The organism is Listeria ivanovii subsp. ivanovii, assembly GCF_900187025.1.
In the GTDB taxonomy this organism is placed as follows: domain Bacteria; phylum Bacillota; class Bacilli; order Lactobacillales; family Listeriaceae; genus Listeria; species Listeria ivanovii.
In genome coordinates this window covers 1254259-1279322 of sequence record NZ_LT906478.1, presented here as the reverse complement: position 1 = coordinate 1279322, position 25064 = coordinate 1254259, and the positions used below count along the sequence as shown (strand labels likewise).

Here is a 25064-nt window from a genome sequence, read left to right as displayed (position 1 = left end):
TTTATAAAATAAATTGAGTTAAATCTCTGTTTTTCATGATTGGCGCAAGTTTTTCATTTACATAGTTTTCTGTTACTTTCACTGATTCCATATTAATTTCCGGAGCCTCAAAAAGCAAATCTTCCAGTAGTTTTTCCAAAATGGTATGAAGTCTTCTTGCTCCAATATTATCAGAATCTTGATTCACTTGGAAAGCAATTTCTGCAATTCGCTCGACAGCTTCTTTGGTGAAAACCAAATCAATTCCCTCAGTTTTAAGTAGGGCTTTGTATTGTTTAATAAGCGCATTGTCCGGCTCAGTGAGAATCTTGTAGAAATCTTCTTGGGTTAATTTATCTAGTTCAATTCTAATTGGAAAGCGCCCTTGAAGTTCAGGAATTAAATCGCTCGGCTTCGACATATGGAAAGCTCCAGCTGCAATGAACAAAATGTACTCCGTGTTGACTGTACCATATTTAGTAGAAATTTGCGACCCCTCAACGATAGGCAAAATGTCTCTTTGAACACCTTCTCTAGAAACCTGAGCATTTCCGCCGCCTTCTTTGCTGGCAATTTTATCAATTTCATCAATAAAAATCATGCCCATTTGTTCTGCACGATGAATTCCTTCTGCAGCTAATTCTTCTGAATCTATAAGTTTCGATGCTTCATCTTCAAAAAGAATTTTTTTCGCTTCTCGAACAGCAACTTTTCGCTTTTTCTTCTTCGCTGGGAACATTCCTGAAAGCGCATCTTGCATGCCATTCATTTGGTCCATTCCAGCCCCGCGCATCATATCTAACATTGGATTTTGTTGTTCTTTTACTTCCACTGTCACAATTTCATCATCAAGTTCACCGTTTTGAAGACGCCATTCGATTTGGCTGCGTTTATTTTTTAATTCTTGATCCACTTCTTCATCAACAGGTTCTTCCTGATGATTCATCCCTCCGAATAGGGCTTCTATTGGATTTGGGGACGTCGTTTGTTTTTTCTTTTGACTTGGTGCTAATAATTTAATAAGGCGTTTTTCAGCATTTTTTTCTGCTTTGACACGCACTAGTTGCATTTTTTCTTCTTTGACTAAACGAACAGAAACCTCTACTAAATCACGAACCATAGATTCTACATCGCGACCAACATAGCCTACTTCTGTAAATTTAGTTGCTTCTACTTTTGAAAATGGCGCTCGAACAATTTTGGCAATCCGACGAGCAATTTCTGTTTTTCCGACTCCTGTTGGTCCAATCATCAAAATGTTTTTCGGAATGATTTCATCACGAATGGTTTCATCCATAAGTTGTCTGCGATACCGATTTCGTAGTGCTACCGCGACTGATTTTTTAGCGCCGGTTTGTCCAATAATATATTGATCCAGTTTTTCGACAATTTGTTTAGGTGTTAACTGGCTCGTTAGCATTTGATTTGTCAAATTAATCACTCCTTCAAAGCTCTTCTACCGTAATATGGTCGTTTGTAAAAACACAAATTTCCGAAGCAATCTCTAATGCATGGCGTGCGATGTCTTTGGCTTCCATTTGACCACCATTATGTCGTTTCAACGCTCGACCTGCAGCAAGAGCATAGTTCCCCCCAGAACCAATCGCTAAAATCCCATCATCAGGTTCGATAACTTCACCTGTACCAGAAACAAGTAGCAATGTATCTTTATCCATTACAATTAGCATCGCTTCTAGTTTGCGTAAAACACTGTCACTACGCCATTGTTGAGCAAGTTCTACGGAAGCTCTTTCCAAATTGCCATTATATTCATTAAGTTTTGCTTCGAATTTTTCAAATAACGTAAATGCATCTGCAACTGAACCCGCAAAACCTGCAATTACTTTATCATGAAAAAGCCGACGAACTTTTTTTGCGGTGTGTTTCATAACAACGGATTCTCCGAGTGTTACTTGACCGTCTCCTGCCATCGCAGCTTTTCCGTCGTGATGAACTGCAAATATCGTTGTAGCATGTAATTCCATTTCCATAACCTCCTCCAAATTTAAGCCCTCGGATGATGTTTCATATAGGTAGATTTTAAATGCTCTTTCGTAACGTGTGTATAAATTTGTGTAGATGATAAACTTGCATGTCCAAGTAATTCCTGGACAGTCCGCATATCTGCACCGTTATTAAGCAAATCTGTCGCAAATGTATGGCGCAACATATGAGGATGAATTTTTCGTGTTAGTGATGCTTTACTTATTATTTTTGTTAAACAATATCGAATCCCTCTCGTTGTAAGTGGATCCCCATAGTGATTGATTAATAGTGAATCGTGTGTCTTGTTAAAACGTTTCATTAATGCTAATCGACTATCCAAATAATCCGTAATTGCATCTTCCGCGTAAACACCAAAAGGCACATACCGCTCTTTATTCCCTTTTCCACGGATAAGAATTGCTTGATATCTCTTGTCAATATCTGTTAACAAAATGCCTGCACACTCGCTCACCCGAATTCCAGTACCATACAAAATCTCTAAAAGCACTCTATCTCGGATTGTAAGCGTTTCATTATCTTCATAAACCACTTGAAACAAAGCTTCCATTTCCTCTGAATAGAAAAACTTGGGAAGCCTTAGCTGGTTTTTCGCATGCGACACATAGGTAAACGGATTTTCAGTAATAACATTTTCCCTTAAAAGAAAAGTGTAAAAACTCCGTAAACTTGAAATTTTCCTAGCTACTGTCGTTCGAGAAAAAGATTTTTGCTTCAATTCAGTTAAATAAATCCGAACATCTAGAAAAGTAACTTGTTCGTATTGGGTAATAGCTTGTTCATTTAAAAAACGACGAAAATCAAACAAATCATTTTCATAAGCAGTACTTGTGTTTTCTGAATAATTTCGTTCTGAATGAAGATAGTCAAGAAACAACTGCTCCCACTTTCCCTCTTGATTCATGCTAATACACCTCTCAAACACTATCATGTTAACATATCAACATACTAGTTGCAATGATTTTATCCATTTTTCGCAACTTTTCGAATTAATTCGGTTTTACAATCAATTTAAATAATTAACTTTTATTTTGTGAAAAAAACCACATTTATTTTCAAATGATTGGCTAGACTATTTAATTGAAAGAAAAACTGTCTTTTCATCTCCATTAACTCTTTTGAAAAGCTGAAAAGTGAAAATCATGATGAAAAGAACAGCAATTAATAGTCCTAAATCATTATAGTGTTTTTATAATTGTTCTGCAACCCCTTTTATTGCACTTAGGGCTCTTTCTGCCAATTTTTCGTTACGTTCTTGTTTCATACGGATTTTGGAAGCTAACTCTGGAAATAACCCAAAATTTACGTTCATTGGTTGAAATGATTTTTTGCTCGCACTAGTTATATAATGTGCTAAACTTCCGATTGCCGTTTCTTTTGGGAATAAGATTAATTCTTTATCTTCCACAAAACGAGCTGCATTAATTCCAGCTGCAAGTCCACTAGCCGCTGACTCTACATAGCCTTCAACACCAGTCATTTGTCCAGCGAAGAATAAGTCATTTCTTGATTTAAGTTGATAAGTTGGTTTAAGAACGGTTGGCGAATTAATAAATGTATTCCGGTGCATTACACCATAACGTACGATTTCTGCATTTTCTAAACCTGGAATCATACCAAATACACGTTTTTGCTCCCCCCATTTTAGATGCGTTTGGAAGCCTACCATATTATAAAGTGTACCAGCTGCATCATCTTGACGTAATTGTAATACTGCATACGGTCTCTTACCTGTTTTTGGATCTTCCAATCCGACTGGTTTTAGCGGTCCAAATAACATGGTTTTAATACCACGTTTTGCCATAACTTCTATTGGCATACAACCTTCGAAAAAAACTTCTTTTTCAAATTCTTTCAGTTCTGCCGTTTCAGCAGTGACTAGTGCCTCATAAAAAGCCTTGAATTCTTCTTCTGACATCGGACAATTTAAGTAGGCTGCTTCCCCCTTATCATATCTGGATTTTAAATATACTTTATCCATATCAATACTATCTTTCTCAATAATTGGAGCTGCTGCATCATAAAAATAAAGATACTCTTCACCTGTTAAACGTTTTATTTCTTCCGCAAGTGCTGGACTTGTTAATGGACCAGTTGCAATAATAGTTGGGCCTTCTGGAATAGTCGTTACTTCCTCCGTATGTACCGTAACAAGTGGGTGATTTTTCACTTTATCTGTAATATAGCCGGAAAATTCATGGCGATCAACCGCAAGTGCTCCTCCCGCTGGTACAGAAGCCTTATCAGCCGCTTCAATGATAATTGATTCAAGTATCCGCATTTCTTCTTTTATAACGCCTACCGCATTCGTTAAGCCGTTAGCTCGTAGCGAATTGGTGCAAACAAGTTCTGCAAATTTATCTGTATGATGTGCCGGTGTTTGTTTTACCGGTCGCATTTCATATAAATCAACTTTTACTCCTCTTTTCGCTAATTGCCACGCCGCTTCACTTCCAGCTAGCCCTGCTCCAATTACATTTACTCTTTTTTCCATTTGTCCGCCTCCTCGCGCAACAATGGCAACACAAAGGAACCCCCAGTGCTGCCATTTCAACTATTTATTGTTGTGTTGATTCTTTATAATCGCAGTTGGTACATTGTACTTGTACACCCTTTTTCAGTTTCTTTTCTACAAGTGCTCGTTCATTACATTTTGGACAAGCTCGTTCTACTGGTTTATCCCATGAAACGTAATCACAATCTGGATAGCGGTCGCAACCATAAAAAATTCGTTTTTTCTTGCTCTTTCTTTCGATAACATGCCCTTTCTCACATTTAGGACAAGTAACACCAATTTCTTTTACAATTGCTTTGGTATTTCGACAATCAGGGAATCTGCTACAAGCAAGGAACTTTCCATATTTCCCCATTTTATATACCATTGGCGCTCCGCATAGATCACAATCGATACCAGCAGGTTCATCTTTAATTTCAATTTTTTCCATTTCGGCATCTGCTTTAATCACATTTGGCTCGAATTGTTTATAAAACTCATCAATTACTTTGACCCATTCTACTTGCCCATGTTCTACTTCATCTAACTCACTTTCCATATTAGCTGTGAATTTCACATCTAAAATTTCTGGGAAGTATTCTTCAATCATTTCATTGACGATTTCACCTAGTTCAGTAGGAATAAAACGTTTATTAGTCAAGGATACATAGTTTCTCCGCTGAATTGTATCTAATGTAGGTGAATAGGTAGAAGGTCGGCCAATTCCTATTTCTTCCAGCGTTCTAACTAACCTTGCCTCTGTATAACGGGGAGGTGGCTGAGTAAAATGCTGACGCTGTTCAAGAGATTCCGACTGTACCTTATCGCCTTTTTTCAAATCAGGTAAAATATTTTCTTTTTCTTCTGTATTATCATCATTGCTTTCTACATAAACTTTCATAAAACCATGAAACTTGATTTTTGATCCATTAGCTCTAAAATTCACACCATTGTTGTCTAAGTCGACACGCATTGTATCTAGAACAGCTGGTGTCATTTGGCTAGCGATAAATCGTTCCCAAATCAAACGGTACAAGCGAAGTTGATCACGCGTCAGATATTCTTTCACTGCTTGCGGACTTCTCATTGAACTTGTTGGGCGAATTGCTTCATGGGCATCTTGAGCACCTTTTGCATTTTTATCAGAACGCTTATGGTTCCGGGAAAATTCAGGTCCGTAGGTTTCTTTAATATAATTACCTGCTTCTAAAATAGCTGAATCCGCAATACGGGTGGAGTCAGTACGCATATAGGTTATCAACCCAACAGTACCTTGTTTTCCAAGCGTAATACCTTCATATAATTGTTGAGCAAGCATCATCGTTTTACGTGTACGATAATTTAATTTCCGTGCTGCTTCTTGTTGTAGACTAGATGTAGTAAATGGTGCAGCTGGATTTCTAAGTCGTTCTTTTTTCGTTACATCCGTAACATCGAATGATTTCCCTTTAATTGCGGACATAACTTCTTTTACATCATCAGCAGTTGAAAGCTTCTTCTTCTTACCATTTACGCCATAAAAATTAGCTTGGAATTTTTTCTTACCTTTAAGGAAGTTACCATCAATTGTCCAATACTCTTCTGGTTTGAAATTATTGATTTCTTTTTCTCTATCAATAATAATTCGAAGTGCAATTGATTGAACACGACCTGCACTCAAGCCTTTTTTTACTTTTTTCCATAAAATCGGACTGATATTGTAACCAACTAAACGGTCCAATATTCTCCTAGCTTGCTGTGCATTTACTAAGTCCATATCTATCTTCCGAGGAGTTTTAAATGATTCTTTAACTGCCTCTTTCGTAATTTCGTTAAATACCACTCGCAATTTGTCTGATTGATCTAAGTCTAGACTGTTGGCCAAATGCCATGCAATTGCTTCTCCTTCGCGATCTGGATCGGCCGCGAGATAGACTTTTTTAGCTTTCTTAGCGGCTTGCTTTAATTCTTTTAAAACAGGGCCTTTACCACGAATAGTAATATACCTTGGTTCATAGTCATGTTCTGTATCAACACCCATCTGACTTTTCGGTAAGTCTCTTACATGTCCCATGGATGCTTTCACTTTAAATTTCTTTCCTAAATACTTTTCAATTGTTTTTGCTTTTGCAGGTGACTCTACAATCACTAAATAATCTGCCATATTAATATATTCCTCCCTGATTTGGGTCAATACACGGGCTTTACTAGTTGTGCTAAAAAGATTACAGTCCTAGCCTCGCGTTCAATAAGTTTGCATTGCTGACTTTTCACATAATTCAGTAGTAAATATTAGCCCTTCCTACTGAGTTTGTCAATGGCTTTAATTAAAAAGTCATTATTTTATATTTTTTTCAGCTTTCTTTAGCAAACTTATCTTAAAAAATCAGGAATTGCAAGTTAAATCACTTAGAAAAGGTAATTTCACTACTTTTATTGTCTGATTTGAAAAAATTCTTCTATTATATTATTTGCATTTGTAACTAATTTTGCTCCTTCTTGAATTAAATTATTCGTCCCTCTCCAAGTGTCGATAAAAATGTTGCCTGGAACAGCAAAAACTTGTCGATTTTGCTCAAGAGCGAAATCAGCTGTAATGAGTGAGCCACTTCTTTCGGCAGCTTCAATTATTACCGTACCCAGTGCTAGCCCGCTAATAATCCGATTACGTTCAGGAAAATACCAACGTCTTGCTTCTTCGCTAGGCAAATATTCACTTATAAGCAAACCTTTTTGAGATATTTCTTTCGCAAGCAGCATGTTCTTTTTAGGGTAAATATTCTTTACTCCCGAACCTAGTACCGCGATGGTATTCTTATTAATCTTCAAAGAAGCCAGATGTGCCTCTGTATCTATTCCATTTGCTAGCCCACTAACAATCGTCAAATTTTGTTGGGCAAGCTCTCCTACAATTGTCTTACAGGCTTTTCGACCATAGTCGCTCATCCGTCTTGTCCCAACCACAGCAATTGCTTGCTCTTGAAACAAGTTAATATTTCCTTTGCAAAATAAAAGTGGTGGTGCTTCATAAATTTCTTTCAATAAAGCTGGATAATTATCATCAAGTATATATATAACTGTTATTTCATCATCAGAAAATACTTCGGCACATTCCAACTCACCAATTACTTGGCTAGCTTTATCCTCATTAAAAAAGTGAGCAACAAATTCTTCCACTTGCATTTCCCAATGATTATAGTCAGAAAGATTCTGCCAAATTTCAGCTCTTTTTTTAGCAGAGATTGACTGGCAAGTGGCAATTTTCAACCATGCGATTCGTTCTTTAAAATTCAATAAGCGCACCTCCTAGTAGTTAACCTTAGTGTACAAATATCTGGTCTATTTGTACAATCACTAAAATGTATTCTCCAACTAAAAAAAGCCTATTTTCAATGAAGAAAACAAGCTTTTTATTATAGAAATTAAGCTAATTTATACTATCAAAATGTAACTTTGCTTCTTTTACCGGGGAAAAACTCAAACGGTGAATTGGACAAATTCCAATTGTATCTAAACCATACAAATGTTTTTTCGTGCCGTATCCCATATTATTCCCAAAATCATAGCCTGGATAAGTCTCTTCGTATTCTTTCATGAGCTTATCCCTCGTTACCTTGGCAATTATCGAAGCTGCAGCAATCGAAATACTCTTCGTATCGCCTTTGATTAAGGATAGTTCGGATTCTGTGTATTTTAGTGGCATCGCATCAATTAAAACGAAATCTGGTTTCGGATTCAACTCATCCAAAGCTTTTCGCATCGCTAATTTTGTTGCTTCATAGATATTTACTTGATCAATAACATCATGTTCGATAATACCTACACCGACCGCGATTGCTTGCTCTGTTATTAGGTCAAAAAGAGTATCCCGTTTTGCTTCACTCAACTGTTTAGAGTCATTAATTCCAATAACTGAAAAATTCTCTGGCAAAATGACGGCAGCGGCAACTACTGGACCAGCAAGCGGACCTCTACCTACTTCGTCTACACCAGCAATATACTTAAATCCTTGCTTATTCAAATCCGTTTCGTATTGTTTCATTTCAAGTAGCTTTTTACTTAATTGGGCTTCTTTTTCCCATTTTTTCTGAACAGATCTAAGTAACTTTTGAACTCCTTTTCGTTCATCTTGTAGACATAATTGAAAATAAGGATCTTTAATAGACGTGAGTTGCTCCAGCTTTTTTTTGATATCAGAAATAGATTCACTCATTCGGCATCTTCTTCCCAGTTAGGGAAATCAAATGACATTCTCCCTAATTTTTGCTGACGAATCTCTCGAACGACTGTTTCTGCCGCACGTGAATAATCCGGATCATTATACCGATCTAAAAGGCCTCTTTTTTCTGCAATGAAAGCAAGCGTTTCAATCGGATCTTCTGAAACTTTCTCCACTTTTAACCAGTTCTCAAGTCGATCTGGGTAATGCTTTTCTAAAAATCGAAGTCCATAACCAGCAATTTCTTCCATTTGAAGTAAATCATCTTTTATAGCCCCCGTTAAAGCTAATTTATAACCAATTTCTTGGTCTTCAAATTTTGGCCAAAGTATTCCTGGTGTATCTAAAAGCTCCAGCGTTTTTCCAACTTTAATCCATTGCTGAGCTTTAGTGACACCAGGTTTATTACCAGTACGTGCGATATTTTTTTTCGCCAATCGATTAATTAAAGTAGATTTCCCAACATTTGGAATCCCTAAAATCATTGCACGAATAGCTCTTGGTTTCATCCCTTTACTTCTTAGGCGATCAAATTTTTCAGCCATTAATTTTTCAGCTGCTTGTTCAATTTTGAATAGGCCTTTCCCTTCTTGTGCATTAACAGCAACTGCCGGCAAGCCTTTTTCCGCAAAATAGTCAATCCATTCTTTCGTCGTTTTCTCATCAGCTGTATCTGCTTTATTTAAAATAATCACTCGTCTTTTTTGATGAACAATTTCTTCTAACATTGGATTAGAAGAAGAAAGCGGAATTCGTGCATCCACTAACTCAAAAATTACATCTACTAGCTTTAATTTTTCCGTTACTTCACGACGAGCTTTGGCCATATGACCTGGGAACCATTGAATTGTCATTATTTACTCCTAATCTATAAGTTTGGCATTTTCAATTGGCCAGTAACAAATTGGTGTTGTTCCTAGCACTTTGTTTAGCGGGATTGGGCCGATTATTCTGCTATCCTTACTTGCTCGGCGATTATCTCCTAAGACAAAATAAGTATCTGTTGGAATCTTTCCACCATCTAACTGATCTTTTGAACTGTAGTCATCTGTCAAATAGCCGTCTTTGAGTTTCTTTTTATAAGTATCTAGATAAGGCTCATCATATTTTTCACCATTAATGTATAGCTGATCCGCTTTGTATTCCACTATATCACCAGGAAGTCCTATTACTCGTTTAATATATTCTTTCCCATCATTTTCGCGAAAAACTATAACATCAAAACGATCTACATGCCCAAATCGATTAATAATTACGCGGTCATCATTATGAAGTGTTGGCATCATTGAAATTCCATCAACTAGAATAGGGACAAACAAATAAAAACGGATAATAACAGCAATTAATACTGCTAAAACAGCCGCCCAAATCCAAGACCATAACCGTTTTAAATTCTTTTCTTTCAAGAAATTGCACCGCCCTATTCTTTACTAATAGTTTTATTATAAACGAAAAAACGTTCATTTAATAGAGAAATCCGTGAAAAAATAGCTTCCACGGATTTCTGGTTAATTTCCAAATTGTAAAACAGTGCCATTCACAGTTGAATCGTCAATAAATCCAAAAACTCGACTATCTGAACTTCCTCCACGGTTATCACCAAGTACAAATAATTTCCCTTTCGGCACTGTACTCTCACCAGTCATATCCTCTAATGTATAATCTGCTATATAAGGTTTTTGAGTTGGATCCGGGTTCCATAAAGTTAATGTGCCTTCTGGTAAATAACTTTCTACTTTTCGTTTCCCATTTAAGTATAACTCTCCATTTTTAAAGGCTATTTCATCTCCGGGAACTCCAATTACTCGTTTGATAAAGTGTTCCCCTGTCCCAATCATCGGTGGCTCATCAAACACGATAATATCAAAACGGTCTGGATCAGTTATTTTTTCAATGAAAATCCGGTCGCCATCTTGATAAGTCGGGACCATAGATGTACCTTCTACTTTTACAGGTGCAATAACAAAGTTACGAACTACTAAAGCTATTGCTAGTGCAGCTACAATAACTAGTACCCAGCTTAATAATTGCTGTGTCCCACTTTTTTTCTTGGAAGTTTTTGATTCATTTTCTACCATCTATGTTTCCTCCTAGGCTTACCGCAGCTTTTTATTAGCGTTGTAAAGATTTCCCAAATGAGATGACTTTCCCAAGCACACTATCTTGTGAAATAAAACCAATATAGCGGCTATCTTTACTTACTTGTCGATTATCGCCAAGTACAAACAGCTTTCCTTTTGGTACGGTTAGTGAACCATCAGATCCTGGAATATCAGCCATCGTAAAATCTGGATCACCTTTGTCACTTGTTGTTAAGTAACCGGCTTGTAGATCGGCTTTTTCTGAATCTAAATATGGTTCATCATATGCTTTGCCATTAATGTACAATTGATCTTTTTTGTACTCTACTTTATCTCCAGGAAGACCAATTACGCGTTTGATATATTCAGCATTTTCCTCATCAGGGGCAGGAAATACAATAATATCAAAACGTTTCGGATCAGATACTTTGTTAATGAACAAGTGCTCTCCGTCATGAAGCGTTGGATCCATTGACTTCCCGTTAACTGTCACTGGAGAAATTAAAAAATAACGAATACCGAAAGCTAACACAAGTGCAATGACAATTATTTTAATCCATCCAAATGCCCCTGAAAAAAATTTGTTTTCACTTTTCATGTCTTTTTATCCTCTCCAACTAATATTAATAAAGTATAGCATGAAACAAGCCAGAAGTTGTAATAAAAAAGCTGGCTTAATGGAAAAAATGCGCGCCAATTATGACGCGCATCCAAATCATGCTGATGTTTTAATAGGGATAATCGAACCGTCTTCTAATTGAAGTTGTGGCTCTTCTTCTCCTCGTGCTGCTTTTTCAGTAATAATACATTTGGTAATATCGTCACGAGACGGGATTTCAAACATTACTTCAAGCATAATCTGCTCAATAATAGAACGAAGACCACGAGCGCCAGTTTTGCGTTCAATTGCTTCTTTTGCAATTTCGATTAACGCTTCTGGCTCAAATTCTAATTCTACATCATCAAGTTCTAACATACGTTTATATTGTTTTACTAGTGCATTTTTTGGTTCCGTTAAAATCGAAACAAGAGCAGCTTCATCTAATTGCTCAAGTGTTGCAATAACAGGCAGACGACCTATAAATTCAGGAATTAAGCCGAATTTCAATAAATCTTCTGGTACAACACGAGATAAATAAGTTTCATCTTCTTTGAGTTTGGCATTATCTGTACCAAATCCAATGACTTTTTCGCCCATTCGATTTTTAACAATTTGCTCGATACCATCAAAAGCACCACCAACAATAAATAGAATATTTCCCGTATCAATTTGGATTAATTCTTGATGTGGATGTTTTCTACCACCTTGTGGGGGAACACTTGCGACTGTCCCTTCTAAAATTTTTAGTAGGGCTTGTTGCACTCCTTCACCGGAAACGTCTCTTGTAATAGATGGATTTTCAGATTTACGAGCAACTTTGTCAATTTCATCAATATAAATGATGCCTTTTTCAGCTTTTTCTACATCATAATCAGCTGATTGGATTAATTTAAGCAGGATATTTTCGACATCCTCTCCAACATAGCCAGCTTCTGTAAGTGACGTTGCATCTGCAATCGCAAATGGAACATTAAGAATTCGCGCTAATGTTTGAGCAAGGAGCGTCTTACCGCTACCAGTTGGACCAATTAAACAAATATTACTTTTTGAAAGTTCCACTTCATCTTCTTTGGTTTCATTAGAATTAATACGTTTATAATGATTGTAAACGGCTACAGCTAATGCTTTTTTGGCACGTTCTTGACCAATAACATAATCACTTAATATATGACGGATTTCTTGTGGTTTTGGCACTTCACCAAAATCAACAAATTCAGAAATACCTAGCTCTTCTTCAATAATTTCATTACAAAGCTCGATACATTCATCACAAATATAAACGCCTGGACCAGCCACTAATTTACGTACTTGATCTTGAGTCTTTCCGCAAAAGGAGCATTTAAGTTGGCCTTTTTCGTCGTTAAATTTAAACATAATTATTTCACCCCTTCGCATAGGTATGTTACATGTAGGCAATATTGCATCTCCCACGTGTGTTAATAATAGCATTTGTTTATTAGAAATGCCAATCATCTGTATCCATATTTCTACATTCAGAAGGACACGAGTATAACTCATGTCCCCCCCTTTGTTTTATGAAATTATCAAACCAATATAATCTTATTTTTCCACTGCGCTATCAAGTAAAACATCAATAGCTTTACGGATTTTAAGATCTGATTTAAGTTCGCTCATATCACCAAGTGCAGCACGAACAGCATCTTTTTCCATACCGTATTTTTCAGCTAATGTAGAAATTTCTTCATCAATAGCTTCTTCCGTTGGTTCAATGTTTTCAGCTTCCGCAATAGCTTCAAGCACTAAGTTCATTTTCACGCGTTTTTCTGCGTCTTGTTCCATTTGCGCATGCATTGCTTCTTCTGTTTGACCAGTGAATTGGTAGTAAAGTTCAGGAGTTAATCCTTGTGCTTGCAAATCTTGTGCGAAGTGATTCATTAAATGATCCGCTTCATGATGAACCATTGCATGTGGAATATCAACTTCTGCATTTTCAACAGCTTTTGCGATAACTTCTTCTTGTTTAGCTTGAGCTACAGAGTCTTTCTTAGCTTCTTGCAAACGATTAGAGATTTTTTCTTTTAGTTCATCTAAAGTTTCTACTTCTTCGTCAATGTCTTTTGCAAGTTCATCGTCAAGAGCAGGAACTTCTTTTGTTTTAATTTCGTGTAATTTTACTTTGAAAACTACTGGTTGTCCAGCTAAATCTTCCGCATGATATTCTTCAGGGAAAGTAAGCTCGATATCCGCTTCGTCGCCAGCTTTTAAGCCAACTAATTTTTCTTCAAAACCAGGAATGAATTGGCCGCTTCCAAGTTCTAATGAATGGTTTTCAGCTTGTCCGCCTTCAAAAGCTACACCATCTTTAAACCCTTCAAAATCAAGGATAACAGTGTCGCCATTTTCAGCTGGTGCATCTTCTTTAACAACTAACTCAGCTTGACGCTCTTGTAATTGTTTAAGTTCTGCTTCTAATTCTTCTGTTGTAAGTTCTTCGTCGCGTTTTTCTACTTCAAGACCTTTGTAGTCTCCAAGCTTCACTTCAGGTTTCACAGTAACGTCTGCTGTTAATACCCAAGTTTCACCTTTTTCCATGGACTCAATATTTACTTGAGGAGTATCTACTGGATCAATTCCAGCTTCATCAATTGCTGCAGAATATACTTCTGGAAGCAAGATATCAAGTGCATCTTGGTAAAGAGCTTCTTCGCCGAAACGTTGGTTGAAAATTTGACGCGGAACTTTCCCTTTACGGAAGCCTGGTACGTTAAGTGTTTTACGAACTTTTACGAAAGCGCGGTCCAAACCTTCTTTTACTTTTTCTTGTTCAATTTCAAAAGTAAGTTTTCCAACGTTACCTTCTTGTTTTTCCCATTTTACTGACATGGTATAATTCCCTCCATCATCTATTTAGATCAAATTTAATTACTCTCATGACAAGTTTCAGCCATACTCACTAATAATAACACAGATATCCCTGACTTGAAAACAACAAATATCATTATATAAAATAATTTTGCTGCCTGATTTCCAACTCTTCAATAATCGAAATTGCTTCATCCACTAAAACAGGATTCACATCATCCGAAATAACACTATTATCCCCATACATACCATTCGCCCATTTATAGTAGGCATTTATCCAAATCGCAGGATCTTTTGGCTCCAGTTCAAATGGATAAAGCATAAATAAATGTTGTTGAATAATTCCTTGAACTTGTTCCAATAAACTGGGATTACTATTCTCAAGTTCTTTCGCTAAACCTGTGAAAAGCGCCTGTGAAAATTCATTATTAGCTAACATTGGAATTTCACTTGGATTAAAAAAAGCTTTTTTCTCCATTTTCCGCACTTCGACTGCTTCATTTATTTCTTTTTCTTGCATTAGTTCAAAAATCATTGACTGAACAAAAGGTGAACAATGATCATCTGCTAGAAATTGTTTAAATGTCGGTAAAAAATCATCCAGTTCTAAAAATCGAGCTTCTTGTAAAAATTCTAGTTGTTCTGATGTTTGCCAAGATGCAAATTCACGAATATCTTTTCGTGGGACAAATTGTTTTGGAAACTGGATAACATTATCGGCAATTTGGTCACTCGCTTCATTTTTTTCTTCTTCCATATAATGACGGACTAAAGTAAAGTAAGTATCCATATTATCTTCTTTCATAAAGGTAACGGATAATTCCCCAAGGATTTCTTTATTATAACCATTCATTGTTAAAAAGTTTTGACCCATTTCTTGCGCTTTTTTTGTTTTATCCGTTTGATTATAAAATTGAATTAATCTATGTACAATTTCTTCGTTGCACGGTTCTTGATGGTAGGCATTCTCCAAATAATGCAGGGTGCTCATTAACTCATCTTTCGACAACGAAGTAATTCCTTTTTCCATAAATTTTTTTACACTAACTGGGAAAAAAGTGCCACTTTCATTCATTGTTTTATCTCCTTTTATTTTAAAAAGCTTTTTATACTCATAGATTTTACCCTTATTGTGAAAAATTTAATCATTTTCCAGTTAAATAGTTGCTTTGGATTGGTTCATTCTACTTGGATAACTAGCTTATGTCAAGGGTCTTAAGGGTGAAAATTTGAACATCTTACCTATTTATTTAAGCACAAAATTTAAGTTTTTTTCAAAACAAGTTAATCTTCTACATTTAATAAATTTACAAATGATTAGTAGAAAATATTGAAATACGGACTTAAAAATTAAGCTAATAAAACACAAAAGAAAAAACAGCTATTTATTAAATTTAATAAGAACTGTTTTCATAGATTTAAAATAATTTATTAAGTTTTTTATTTTAACATAAATCAGATTAGACCCCGATATTTATACCGAGATCTTCAACTTTTTTATTCACTATATTCTTCCATTACATCTTCATAGATATCTTGATACGTAGCTTCCATACCTTCTGTTTCCTCTAAATTTTTACCGTCGTCTAAAAACAATTCCTCTTTAGCTAATTTTTCAACTGGGAATTTGCTAAGTACTGCATTTGCTAATACATAGTTATCGCCAGAGGTGTTTTTTTCTAAGAATAAAGTGTATTCTTTGCCTTCTTCCATATTTTTGTAACCATCAATTGTTAAATCATATTTTTTGCCATCAATCTGAGCATTTTCTACACTATATTCTAAGACTTTAATCATCATATTTTCTTTCAATTTTCCGGTTTCATCTTTTTCGATATTTTTTATTTCTACATCACTCATTGTATAAAAATCTGTCGGGAAAGTATTTTCTTTTGTCTCTTTAGTAATAGTTATTTTCTCCGATTTCTTTAAAACCTTAATAATAATTGGTGCATCTTTTTCAAGTTCATCCATATTTTCAGCAAGTTCAAGATATTTCCCGTGATAGGAAACAACGCCATTTTTCGATGTTACTTGTTCTGATTCACTTTGTTTTACCGTTTGTTCTTCGGTTTGCTTTTCTTTTGCACTCTCATTATTGGAACAAGCTGTTAATATGCCTAGAATAACTGAGCAGGCTGTAATAACTACTATTTTTAACTTCATCTTAAAGCCTCCTTCTACTTATACAACGCTTTAATACCATTTAAATCATCTGCTTGTGGTTTTATTTTATTTATAAAGCCCTTATCTAACATAATAGCATTTTTTGTTTTCACATGACCTAGACCAAAACCATGACCAAATTCATGCACGATCGTTTCGGTTTTATGATTGGTTGATAGCGATCGAAACTGCTTATAAAGGGTAATCTCATTCTTAGCAACTATTTTATTTGTTTTATAGTAGCTTGTATTACATATTGCCACAATGTCTCCTTTATTAGTTGCTGAGTTACTGACAGTAAAATGTGGATTAACATCGTTTCCCATACTAATCGTGTTTAGATATGGAGAAGGATTCCAGGATTTCGCACCATTTAAAATGATACTTTTAAACCCTTTCGCTGAACCATTGATATAAATTTTAAAGTTCTTTGCACTAGATTTCGTCATTACAAAACCAGCCTTTGTATAAGCACTCGCATTAGTCGGAATAAAAAATACAATTAACAACATAAAAATAAGAATTTTTGGTAAAGTTTTTTTCATCAAGTTGTTTGCTCCCTTTTTATAGTTGTCACACATTGTGTGCTTTTAATTAGGAATAATAAAAAACACTCGATTTGTGTGCTTTTTCATTATTTTCCAATTCACCCTTAGTTATAAAATTGCTTTTCTTACTCAAAATTTACTTTAACTGATATTTCACTCATAAAAGCATTTTAAATCACACATTAAAATTTCACTTAAAATAACAGCATTTTTGTGTGACAATCTAACACTTCCCTTTTCTATATTACTATATCCCGATGTATACTTGTATCCCATCTTTCTCGCAATAAAAGCTTGTGTAATTCCCCGCTGCAATCGTAACTCTCGAATTTTATCCGTATTAATTCTTCTGGTGTCTGCTGCTTTCATGTCATCTTCTCCTTATCTACACAGTTTGAGCTGTTAATACTATAATAACAACTCATTCAGTGACTGTCAATTGATAATTAATACGTTCTGTGTTAAAATATAGCTAAATTGAGTAAGATATTGTATAATCGAACAGAAAGGAGTGAAATTATGCCAAATTTAAGTAACAGACTTACGTTACTCAGAGAAAAACAAGGTTGGTCAAAAGCAGAAACAGCTCGAAGACTTGGACTTAAAGCACCTTCTACTTATGGTAATTGGGAGTATGGCATCCGTGAGCCAGATCTAGATATGGTCACACAAATTGCCACACTTTATGATGTCAGTGTTGATTATTTACTAGGTCAACAAAGCATACCCACTTTTGCGCCTAGTGAACTTGAAAGTGAAAAAGATATCGGCAAAAGAATGACGAAAATCAGTGAAGATTTAAGAAATGAGGATGATTTAAAATTGGACGGTTTCCCATTAGCTAACGAGTCTGCTCACTTTCTTGCTGATTCGGTTGATTTTATTTATGAACAAGCGAAAAAACTTAATAAGTAAAGCTCTATCTTCGTTTAACTTCTGCTTTTTTTGGGAATAATTAATAGTGTCAAAATAATAAAAGCAAAGGGGGAGTTTCATTTGTCAGAATGGTACTTCAAAAAGAATGAGCAGAAAGTGGGACCTTTTACTAATGTAGAGATAGTTGCTCTCTATAAAAAAAGGGAGATTCACGATTCCACACTGGTTCAAAAATCCCCTCATCCGGAGTGGGTAACATTTAAACAGACAGAATTATATCGACATGCACAAAGTCACGGGAACTCTGAACTAAAAATCGGTCACCTTTTTTCCGCCGTTTTCAAAAAACACTCCAAAGAAGAAGGCGAAAAAGTCTTTATTGCTGGAACAAAATACACCACCCCCGCAACAAGTGAAATATCAAGTACTTGGCCACATCCTTGGGTATTCTCAAGAGTTTTTCTTGTTTTAATCGTCACTTACTTTTTACTTCTTGCTTGTACTTATTTATTCGATAATACTAATACGATTCCTGGTCTTATGGTGATTGGCTCATTCGCAGTTCCATTTTCGGTATTATTATTCTTTTTTGAAACGAATGCACCTCGTAATATTAGTGTTTTCGATGTTGTTCGGATGTTTTTCATTGGGGGTGTCGCAGCGCTTGTTGCTACGCTTGTCATCTATTCGATTATTCCAGTTGGAAAATTAAATTACTTTAATGCCCTATTAGTTGGCTTTATTGAAGAAACTGGGAAAATGATCATTGTGGCCCTCTTCATTCGTTCATTAAATTCTAAGTATATTCTAAATGGACTACTTATAGGTGCCGCAGTTGGTGCTGGATTTGCTGCTTTTGAATCACTTGGATATGCATTTAATTATAGTGTCGATGCAGCGTTTCTATTCAAGGATATCCATATTGCTGGCGAAACTATGATGAATGTTATTTTCAGCCGTGGATGGCAGTCTATTGGTGGTCATGTAGTATGGGCGGCGATTGCCGGTGCTGCACTCGTTATTGCAAAAGGCGACGAAAAACTTGGGATGCACCATATTTTCACAGGAACTTTCTGGAAACTATTCATTATCCCTATCGCCTTACACTTTGTTTGGGATTCCCCATTCAATCCACTACCAGCAATTGACTTTAAACAAATCGTATTAATTGTAGTCGTTTGGTTCGTTATTCTGCGCTTAATTAGCAGAGGTTTAAAACAAGTGTCAGTAATTTCAGCAGCTAGCAAATCTTCAAAATAAGCAAAAAGGGTTCTAAGAAAATTTCTTAGAGCTCTTTTTTATTGCTTCTTTTAAAAAGAATACCGAAAATTATAAATTTAAATTGTAAAACAGTAATCTATTATAGACATATCGTCATTTTCATGTAAAATAGAAGTATTATCTAATTAACAGAGGGGTCATAGAAATGCGCGAATCTTTAAAGAATAGTAAGAGATTAGTGATCAAAGTTGGTACTAGTACATTAATGTATGGAAATGGCCATATTAATCTACGTACGATTGAAAAATTAGCGATGGTTTTATCCGATTTACGTAATGAAGGTAAAGAAGTTATTCTTGTTTCTTCCGGAGCAATTGGCGTTGGTTGTCATAAACTACAACTCCCAATTAGGCCAACAAGTATTCCTGAACTACAGGCAGTCGCCTCCGTTGGTCAAAGTGAACTAATGCATATTTATAGCAAATTTTTTGGTGAGTATGGACAAGTTGTTGGACAAGTCTTGCTTACACGCGATGTGACTGACTTCCCTATTAGCCGAGAAAATGTAATGAATACACTTGAAAGTCTTTTAAATAGAGGCATTATCCCGATTGTAAATGAAAATGACACAGTCGCTGTAGAGGAACTTGAGCATATTACTAAATATGGTGATAACGACCTTCTTTCTGCTATTGTTGCTAAACTTGTACAGGCAGATTTACTGATTATATTGTCTGATATTGATGGCTTTTATGAAACAAACCCTACAACTGATCCAGATGCAGTTATGTTTTCTGAAATCAATCAAATCACTCCTGAAATTGAGGCTCTAGCTGGAGGAAAAGGATCTGAATTTGGAACTGGCGGTATGTTAACAAAACTTTCTGCTGCCTCTTATTGTATTGATGGTGGTCAAAAAATGATTTTAACTAATGGGAAAAATCCCGCTGTTATTTTCGATATTATGCAAGGCAAACCAGTCGGTACTTTATTTGCTAGCCAAAAGGAGGAATATTCAGATGACAGAACTCATTAAACAAGGAGCTGCTGCAAAAGAGGCAGCTATATTTTTAGCCCAAGCAAGTACAAAAGAAAAAAATGCTGCGTTACTTCAATTAAGCGATGACTTATTGGCTAATACAGATAAACTTCTTCAAGCGAACGAAAAGGATATTGTTCGGGCAAACGAAAAAGGAACACCAGAAACAATGGTTGATCGGCTTCGTTTAACAGAAGAACGAATCAAAGAAATAGCTGAAGCAGTCAAGCAAGTTGTCGCATTGAAAGACCCTATTGGTGAAGTGATTCATATGTGGAAAAATGATGCCGAATTAACTATCGGAAAAACAAGAGTTCCGCTTGGAGTAATTGGAATTATTTATGAATCTCGTCCAAATGTCACTGTAGACGCTTCTGTCCTTTGCTTCAAAACTGGTAACGCGGTTATTTTACGAGGTGGAAGTGATGCAATTAACTCCAATAAAGCTTTAATGTCTGTCATTCAAAATTCCATAGAATCGTCAGGATTCCCTCGTTCTAGTGTACAGTTAATTGAAGATACTTCTAGGGAAACTGCTCGTGACATGATGCGCCTTAATCGCTTTTTAGATGTGCTTATTCCTCGAGGCGGCGCAAAACTTATCCAAACTGTACTAGAAAATGCCACCGTCCCAGTTATCGAAACTGGAACAGGAAATTGTCATATCTACGTAGACAAAGCAGCAGAGAAACAAATGGCGATTGACATTTTAATAAACGCAAAATGCTCCCGTCCTTCTGTTTGTAATGCTGCTGAAACGTTACTCATTCATCGTGAAGTTGCTGAAGATTTCTTGCCAGCAATGGAAATAGAACTGAAAAAATACCAAGTGGAATTACGCGCGGATGATCGAGCTAGACTAATCTTAACTGATGCCAAAGAAGCTACAGAATCTGACTGGGAAGCTGAGTTTTTAGACTTCATTTTAGCTGTAAAAGTAGTTGATTCGGCTGATGAAGCGATTGAACATATTAATAAATATGGTACAAAACATTCTGAAGCAATCGTTTCAAATGATTATTCTACTGGTCAAGCTTTCCATCAAAAAGTTGATGCTGCTGCCGTTTATATCAATGCCTCCACTCGCTTTACTGATGGCTTTGCAATGGGTTTTGGAGCAGAAATTGGCATTAGCACACAAAAACTACATGCGCGTGGTCCAATGGGGTTAACTGAACTCACTTCTACAAAATATATCATTTTTGGCGATGGACAAATTAGAAACTAAAAAAAGCTAAGACAAAAAGTAGCAACAAACAGCTGAAAATTTAAAAAGCAAGAATCTTATCTTCTCCATTTTTTGTAATGGATATAGACAATGATTCTTGCTTATTTTATATACTTCTTTGTTCCAATCTTTTTATTTGAGCATTCATCCACATAATCACATCTTGAAAAACAGTTTCTTTACAAAGTTCATTTACTAATTCATGACGGGCATGTTCATAAATTTTATAGGTAACATCTTCTACCCCCGCTTTTTCAAGGGCTAAAGCAATTTTTGGCGTGTCTTTACCGAAATGCCCTACAGGATCATCACTACCTGATAGCAATAATATAGGTAATTTTTTAGGCACACTTTGATAGGTCTCCATTTGCTGGCTCACTTTTACCGCTTCAAAAAGGTTATGGAAGAAACCTGTTGTCCCCACCACTGGACCACAAAACGGATCTTCTTCATAAGCTTGATATACTGCAGGATCTCTTGTGAGCCAACTGAAACGGTGATTTTCGTTAAATGGTTTATTATATCCCCAAAATGCTAACTTATTAAGAAATCCACTTCTTTTCATAGCATCCTTCTTTACTCGCTGTGCTGTAATGAGTTGTCCCATTTTTAACAAAGGTTCTGGTTGCAAACCGCTACCAGAAAGCATTACGCCATCTGCTTCATATTTCGTCATAAAAGTTCTAACGAGGAAGCTTCCCATACTATGAGCAAAAAGGAAATATGGCAATCCAGGGTATGTTCTCTTTAAATAGTCTTTCACCATCACTTCATCTTGAAGCATATCTTTAAAACCTGTATTTTCATCTAAGTGACCTAAGTATGCCTCATCGCTAGCGGATTTACCAAAACCGCGATGATCATCAGCTATGACTATAAATCCTGCTTGGTTTAGGCGCTCAGCAAAATGACGGTATCTAGCACCATGCTCTGCCATTCCATGAACAATTTGAACTATCCCGACTGGATTTTCGACCTCATCCCAAATATGTATATGTAAATCCAAGCCATCTACTGCTTTTAATTTTATTTGTTTGTACATGTGTCTCCCTCCCGATTCATCTTATATTTAGTATACCATCTAAGCTTTATTTTCACTATTTACAGCATTCTTATTAGGACTTTTGTATAACTAGTTAAAAAGTTACAGTTCCAACTATTCATTTATCTGCAAAAGTTTGTTCATATAATCACAATATGCTATACTATTTTTATAAGGAGTTGACACACATGGATAACTGTTTAGCGCAATTACAAATGTATGATTATTTACTAAAAAAGTATCGTAACAAAGAGGTTTTTCCTGAGACTAGGATGATCGTAGAAATTGATGGAAAGCTTTGGACTGGTGATTTCTTACAGCTTGATGACTGCCACATTATTGAAATTGATTGGGAAGATACCAGATTCACTCGTATTGAACGTACCAAAGATGCTATCAACGATGAATTTAACGAAAAAGTAACCAATTCTAATGTTAATGTTAGCGAAAACCGGATTGACTCTAAAATTGGTAGTTTAAAAAATATTGAAATTTTATATCAAGAAATTGGTAACTTTGTTAGACAAGTAGAAAATTCTACTACCACCTTAAAACCATTACTTTATAATGCTTACTGCCTAGATACAAGAGTTAAAGTACCGTTTTTAGATATTAGTAAGAAAGAAATTGCGCTAGTTTCTTTAACAAATTAAACGATAAAAACCATGAAAATCAAATTTCGTGGTTTTTTTATGTAAGCTGTTCAATATGTTTCACCTGATTTGGTTCCATTTGTTGTAATTCAGTAGCAAGGAACGCTGGTAATAGTACTAGATGATCCAACTGATTTAGATTAAACCATTTAAACGTTAATGCATATGGCTGATCTCCAAACTGTCCAAATGCTTCTGTTCTTACAAATGAATCTTTTTCAATTAAAAGACTTTTTGGTAATAATTCAACCTGATAGTAAAACTCCACACTATCGATTTTATTTCCCCGATAGAAAAACTGATTTTCCGCAATGATTTTTAACTCCTTAATCTCGACCACTTCACCTAATTCTTCCATCATTTCTCGGATTAGACCCTCTTTTGTAGATTCTTCCTCCACCGCTCCACCTGGAAGTGTCCAATAATTTTCATTTTGAGCTGAATGTAGTAAAATTTTGTCTTTATGCTGTATAATTGCCACCGTTCTAATATGTTTCATTAAAATCACTCCTTCTTTTTCATTTTATCATATAAATTGGTTGCGCTTTCACCTTTTTTATAGTATAGTAATGGCGAACAATTTGTATATACAAGTTTAAAAAGGAGGAAGCTTTATGGTTGACTATAAAAAGGATGCAAGTGAGCTCTTAACATTAATCGGTGGTAAAGAAAATATTTCTTCTGTCACACACTGTGCTACTAGAATGCGCTTTGTTTTACAAAATCCAGATAATGCAGACATCGAAGCAATTGAAGAAATTCCAGCGGTAAAAGGTACATTCACACAAGCTGGACAATTCCAAGTAATTATTGGTAATGATGTAGCTATTTTTTATAATGAATTTTCGAAAATTACTGGAGTTGAAGGTGTCAATAAAGAAGATGCCAAAGTAGATGCGAAGAAAAATATGAGTATACTACAACGAATGCTTGCAGGTCTGGCAGAAATATTCACACCACTCATTCCCGCTATTGTTGTTGGTGGTCTTATTCTTGGTTTCCGTAACGTCATTGGGGATATTAAATTTTTAGATGATGGTACGAAAACGATTGTTGATGTCTATCCATTTTGGGCAGGCGTTTATAGTTTCTTATGGTTAATCGGAGAAGCGGTCTTCCACTTCTTACCAGTTGGAATTACTTGGTCGATTGCGAAAAAAATGGGTACAACTCAAATTCTTGGGATTGTCCTTGGTTTGACACTCGTTTCACCTCAACTATTAAATGCTTATAGTGTGGTGGAAACAAAAGCTGGTGATATTCCAGTTTGGGACTTCGGCTTTGCTCAAGTGCAAATGATTGGGTACCAAGCACAAGTTATTCCAGCAATTATGGCTGGTTTTTTACTCGCTTATTTAGAAATTTGGTTGCGTAAATTTATTCCGAATGCGATTTCAATGATTTTTGTTCCATTTTTTGCCCTTGTACCAACAGTTCTTGCGGCCCATGTCATTCTTGGACCAATTGGATGGAAAATTGGCGATGCAATTTCGAACGTGGTTTATGCTGGGTTAACAGGTGGACTTAGCTGGTTATTCGCTGCCCTATTTGGCTTCTTGTATGCTCCACTCGTTGTAACTGGACTCCATCATATGACGAATGCAATTGATTTACAATTGATGAGTCAATTCGGTGGTACCAATCTATGGCCGATGATTGCACTTTCAAATATCGCGCAAGGTTCAGCTGTTCTAGCAATAATTTTCTTACATCGTGGAAATGAAAAAGAAGAGCAAGTGTCGATCCCGGCAACTATTTCTTGTTATCTTGGAGTGACTGAGCCAGCGATGTTCGGTATTAATTTAAAATACTTATACCCATTTGTTGCTGCAATGATTGGTTCAGCTCTCGCCGCAGTCGTCTCTGTTTCAAGCGGAGTAATGGCAAATTCTATTGGTGTTGGTGGCTTACCAGGAATCCTTTCCATTAATCCAAAATATTATGCTATATTCGCGTTATGTATGCTGATTACCATTGTTGTTCCATTCATTCTTACTGTTCTATTCCGCAAATATAATATTTTAAATAAAGTAGACACTGCACCAATTCGTACTTTTGGAAAAAAAGAGTATCGTGAATCTGTTAAAACAACCAACTAAAAAGTGAGGCTT

25 protein-coding genes are annotated in these 25064 nt (G+C 35.8%); 6 read left to right on the top strand and 19 right to left on the bottom strand.

Annotation, left to right across the window (positions count from 1 at the left end; translation table 11 throughout):
* Nucleotide 1 precedes the first annotated feature (1 nt).
* The 17 genes from hslU to CKV67_RS06255 form a co-directional block, all read right to left on the bottom strand.
* Nucleotides 2–1411, bottom strand: coding sequence for an ATP-dependent protease ATPase subunit HslU (gene hslU, locus CKV67_RS06340; protein WP_014092681.1), 1410 nt, complete (start codon nt 1409–1411; stop codon nt 2–4).
* A gap of 13 nt (nt 1412–1424) precedes the next feature.
* A complete protein-coding gene (gene hslV / locus CKV67_RS06335; protein ID WP_014092680.1) occupies nt 1425–1964 on the bottom strand; it encodes an ATP-dependent protease subunit HslV in 540 nt (179 codons plus the stop codon).
* Between the two features lie 20 nt (nt 1965–1984).
* The gene (gene xerC / locus CKV67_RS06330) at nt 1985–2887 is read right to left on the bottom strand and encodes a tyrosine recombinase XerC (RefSeq protein WP_014092679.1); all 903 of its coding nucleotides are present in this window, start codon (nt 2885–2887) and stop codon (nt 1985–1987) included.
* A 285-nt stretch (nt 2888–3172) separates the two neighbouring features.
* On the bottom strand, nt 3173–4477 hold the full coding sequence (gene trmFO, locus CKV67_RS06325) for an FADH(2)-oxidizing methylenetetrahydrofolate--tRNA-(uracil(54)-C(5))-methyltransferase TrmFO (protein WP_014092678.1): 1305 nt from the start codon (nt 4475–4477) through the stop codon (nt 3173–3175).
* A gap of 64 nt (nt 4478–4541) precedes the next feature.
* A complete protein-coding gene (gene topA, locus CKV67_RS06320) occupies nt 4542–6620 on the bottom strand; it encodes a type I DNA topoisomerase (RefSeq protein WP_014092677.1) in 2079 nt (692 codons plus the stop codon).
* A gap of 269 nt (nt 6621–6889) precedes the next feature.
* Nucleotides 6890–7750, bottom strand: coding sequence for a DNA-processing protein DprA (gene dprA / locus CKV67_RS06315; RefSeq protein WP_014092676.1), 861 nt, complete (start codon nt 7748–7750; stop codon nt 6890–6892).
* A gap of 133 nt (nt 7751–7883) precedes the next feature.
* Complete coding sequence (locus CKV67_RS06310) at nt 7884–8669, bottom strand: ribonuclease HII (protein ID WP_014092675.1); 786 nt, start codon at nt 8667–8669, stop codon at nt 7884–7886.
* The gene (gene ylqF / locus CKV67_RS06305; RefSeq protein WP_025279906.1) at nt 8666–9529 is read right to left on the bottom strand and encodes a ribosome biogenesis GTPase YlqF; all 864 of its coding nucleotides are present in this window, start codon (nt 9527–9529) and stop codon (nt 8666–8668) included. The genes CKV67_RS06310 and ylqF overlap by 4 nt, the downstream gene beginning before the upstream one ends.
* 9 nt (nt 9530–9538) lie before the next feature.
* Nucleotides 9539–10081, bottom strand: coding sequence for a type I signal peptidase SipZ (gene sipZ, locus CKV67_RS06300; RefSeq protein WP_014092674.1), 543 nt, complete (start codon nt 10079–10081; stop codon nt 9539–9541).
* A 102-nt stretch (nt 10082–10183) separates the two neighbouring features.
* The gene (sipY, locus tag CKV67_RS06290; RefSeq protein ID WP_014092673.1) at nt 10184–10753 is read right to left on the bottom strand and encodes a type I signal peptidase SipY; all 570 of its coding nucleotides are present in this window, start codon (nt 10751–10753) and stop codon (nt 10184–10186) included.
* 34 nt (nt 10754–10787) lie between these two features.
* On the bottom strand, nt 10788–11354 hold the full coding sequence (gene sipX, locus CKV67_RS06285) for a type I signal peptidase SipX (RefSeq protein ID WP_014092672.1): 567 nt from the start codon (nt 11352–11354) through the stop codon (nt 10788–10790).
* Nucleotides 11355–11471: 117 nt separating this feature from the next.
* Complete coding sequence (clpX, locus tag CKV67_RS06280) at nt 11472–12731, bottom strand: ATP-dependent protease ATP-binding subunit ClpX (protein ID WP_003719537.1); 1260 nt, start codon at nt 12729–12731, stop codon at nt 11472–11474.
* A 186-nt stretch (nt 12732–12917) separates the two neighbouring features.
* Complete coding sequence (gene tig, locus CKV67_RS06275; RefSeq protein WP_014092671.1) at nt 12918–14201, bottom strand: trigger factor; 1284 nt, start codon at nt 14199–14201, stop codon at nt 12918–12920.
* A gap of 115 nt (nt 14202–14316) precedes the next feature.
* Entirely contained in the window at nt 14317–15255 is a 939-nt protein-coding gene (locus tag CKV67_RS06270; RefSeq protein ID WP_014092670.1) for a hypothetical protein, read from the bottom strand.
* A 422-nt stretch (nt 15256–15677) separates the two neighbouring features.
* On the bottom strand, nt 15678–16346 hold the full coding sequence (locus tag CKV67_RS06265) for a hypothetical protein (protein WP_014092669.1): 669 nt from the start codon (nt 16344–16346) through the stop codon (nt 15678–15680).
* A gap of 14 nt (nt 16347–16360) precedes the next feature.
* Complete coding sequence (locus CKV67_RS06260; RefSeq protein WP_025279905.1) at nt 16361–16894, bottom strand: matrixin family metalloprotease; 534 nt, start codon at nt 16892–16894, stop codon at nt 16361–16363.
* A gap of 153 nt (nt 16895–17047) precedes the next feature.
* On the bottom strand, nt 17048–17263 hold the full coding sequence (locus CKV67_RS06255) for a helix-turn-helix domain-containing protein (RefSeq protein ID WP_014092667.1): 216 nt from the start codon (nt 17261–17263) through the stop codon (nt 17048–17050).
* A gap of 150 nt (nt 17264–17413) precedes the next feature.
* On the opposite strand from CKV67_RS06255, the gene CKV67_RS06250 reads away from it, so the two are divergent.
* The 4 genes from CKV67_RS06250 to CKV67_RS06235 all read left to right on the top strand — a co-directional run bounded on the left by CKV67_RS06250 (nt 17414) and on the right by CKV67_RS06235 (nt 21258).
* Complete coding sequence (locus CKV67_RS06250; protein WP_014092666.1) at nt 17414–17809, top strand: helix-turn-helix domain-containing protein; 396 nt, start codon at nt 17414–17416, stop codon at nt 17807–17809.
* 81 nt (nt 17810–17890) lie between these two features.
* A complete protein-coding gene (locus CKV67_RS06245; protein ID WP_014092665.1) occupies nt 17891–19030 on the top strand; it encodes a PrsW family glutamic-type intramembrane protease in 1140 nt (379 codons plus the stop codon).
* Nucleotides 19031–19196: 166 nt separating this feature from the next.
* A complete protein-coding gene (gene proB, locus CKV67_RS06240; RefSeq protein WP_014092664.1) occupies nt 19197–20027 on the top strand; it encodes a glutamate 5-kinase in 831 nt (276 codons plus the stop codon).
* Complete coding sequence (locus tag CKV67_RS06235) at nt 20011–21258, top strand: glutamate-5-semialdehyde dehydrogenase (protein ID WP_014092663.1); 1248 nt, start codon at nt 20011–20013, stop codon at nt 21256–21258. Before proB ends, CKV67_RS06235 begins: the two co-directional genes overlap by 17 nt.
* A 106-nt stretch (nt 21259–21364) precedes the next feature.
* Here CKV67_RS06235 and CKV67_RS06230 read toward each other — a convergent pair whose 3' ends face one another.
* Nucleotides 21365–22300, bottom strand: a complete 936-nt coding sequence (locus tag CKV67_RS06230) for an alpha/beta hydrolase (protein ID WP_014092662.1) — start codon at nt 22298–22300, stop codon at nt 21365–21367.
* Between the two features lie 188 nt (nt 22301–22488).
* Between CKV67_RS06230 and CKV67_RS06225 the strand changes: the two genes are divergently transcribed.
* A complete protein-coding gene (locus CKV67_RS06225; RefSeq protein ID WP_014092661.1) occupies nt 22489–22953 on the top strand; it encodes a hypothetical protein in 465 nt (154 codons plus the stop codon).
* A 37-nt stretch (nt 22954–22990) separates the two neighbouring features.
* On the opposite strand, the gene CKV67_RS06220 is transcribed toward CKV67_RS06225, so the two are convergent.
* Nucleotides 22991–23452 carry an NUDIX hydrolase gene (locus CKV67_RS06220; RefSeq protein WP_014092660.1) on the bottom strand — a complete coding sequence of 154 codons (462 nt, stop codon included), beginning with the start codon at nt 23450–23452 and terminating at the stop codon, nt 22991–22993.
* 115 nt (nt 23453–23567) lie between these two features.
* Between CKV67_RS06220 and treP the strand changes: the two genes are divergently transcribed.
* Entirely contained in the window at nt 23568–25052 is a 1485-nt protein-coding gene (gene treP, locus CKV67_RS06215; RefSeq protein WP_014092659.1) for a PTS system trehalose-specific EIIBC component, read from the top strand.
* Nucleotides 25053–25064: the final 12 nt, after the last annotated feature.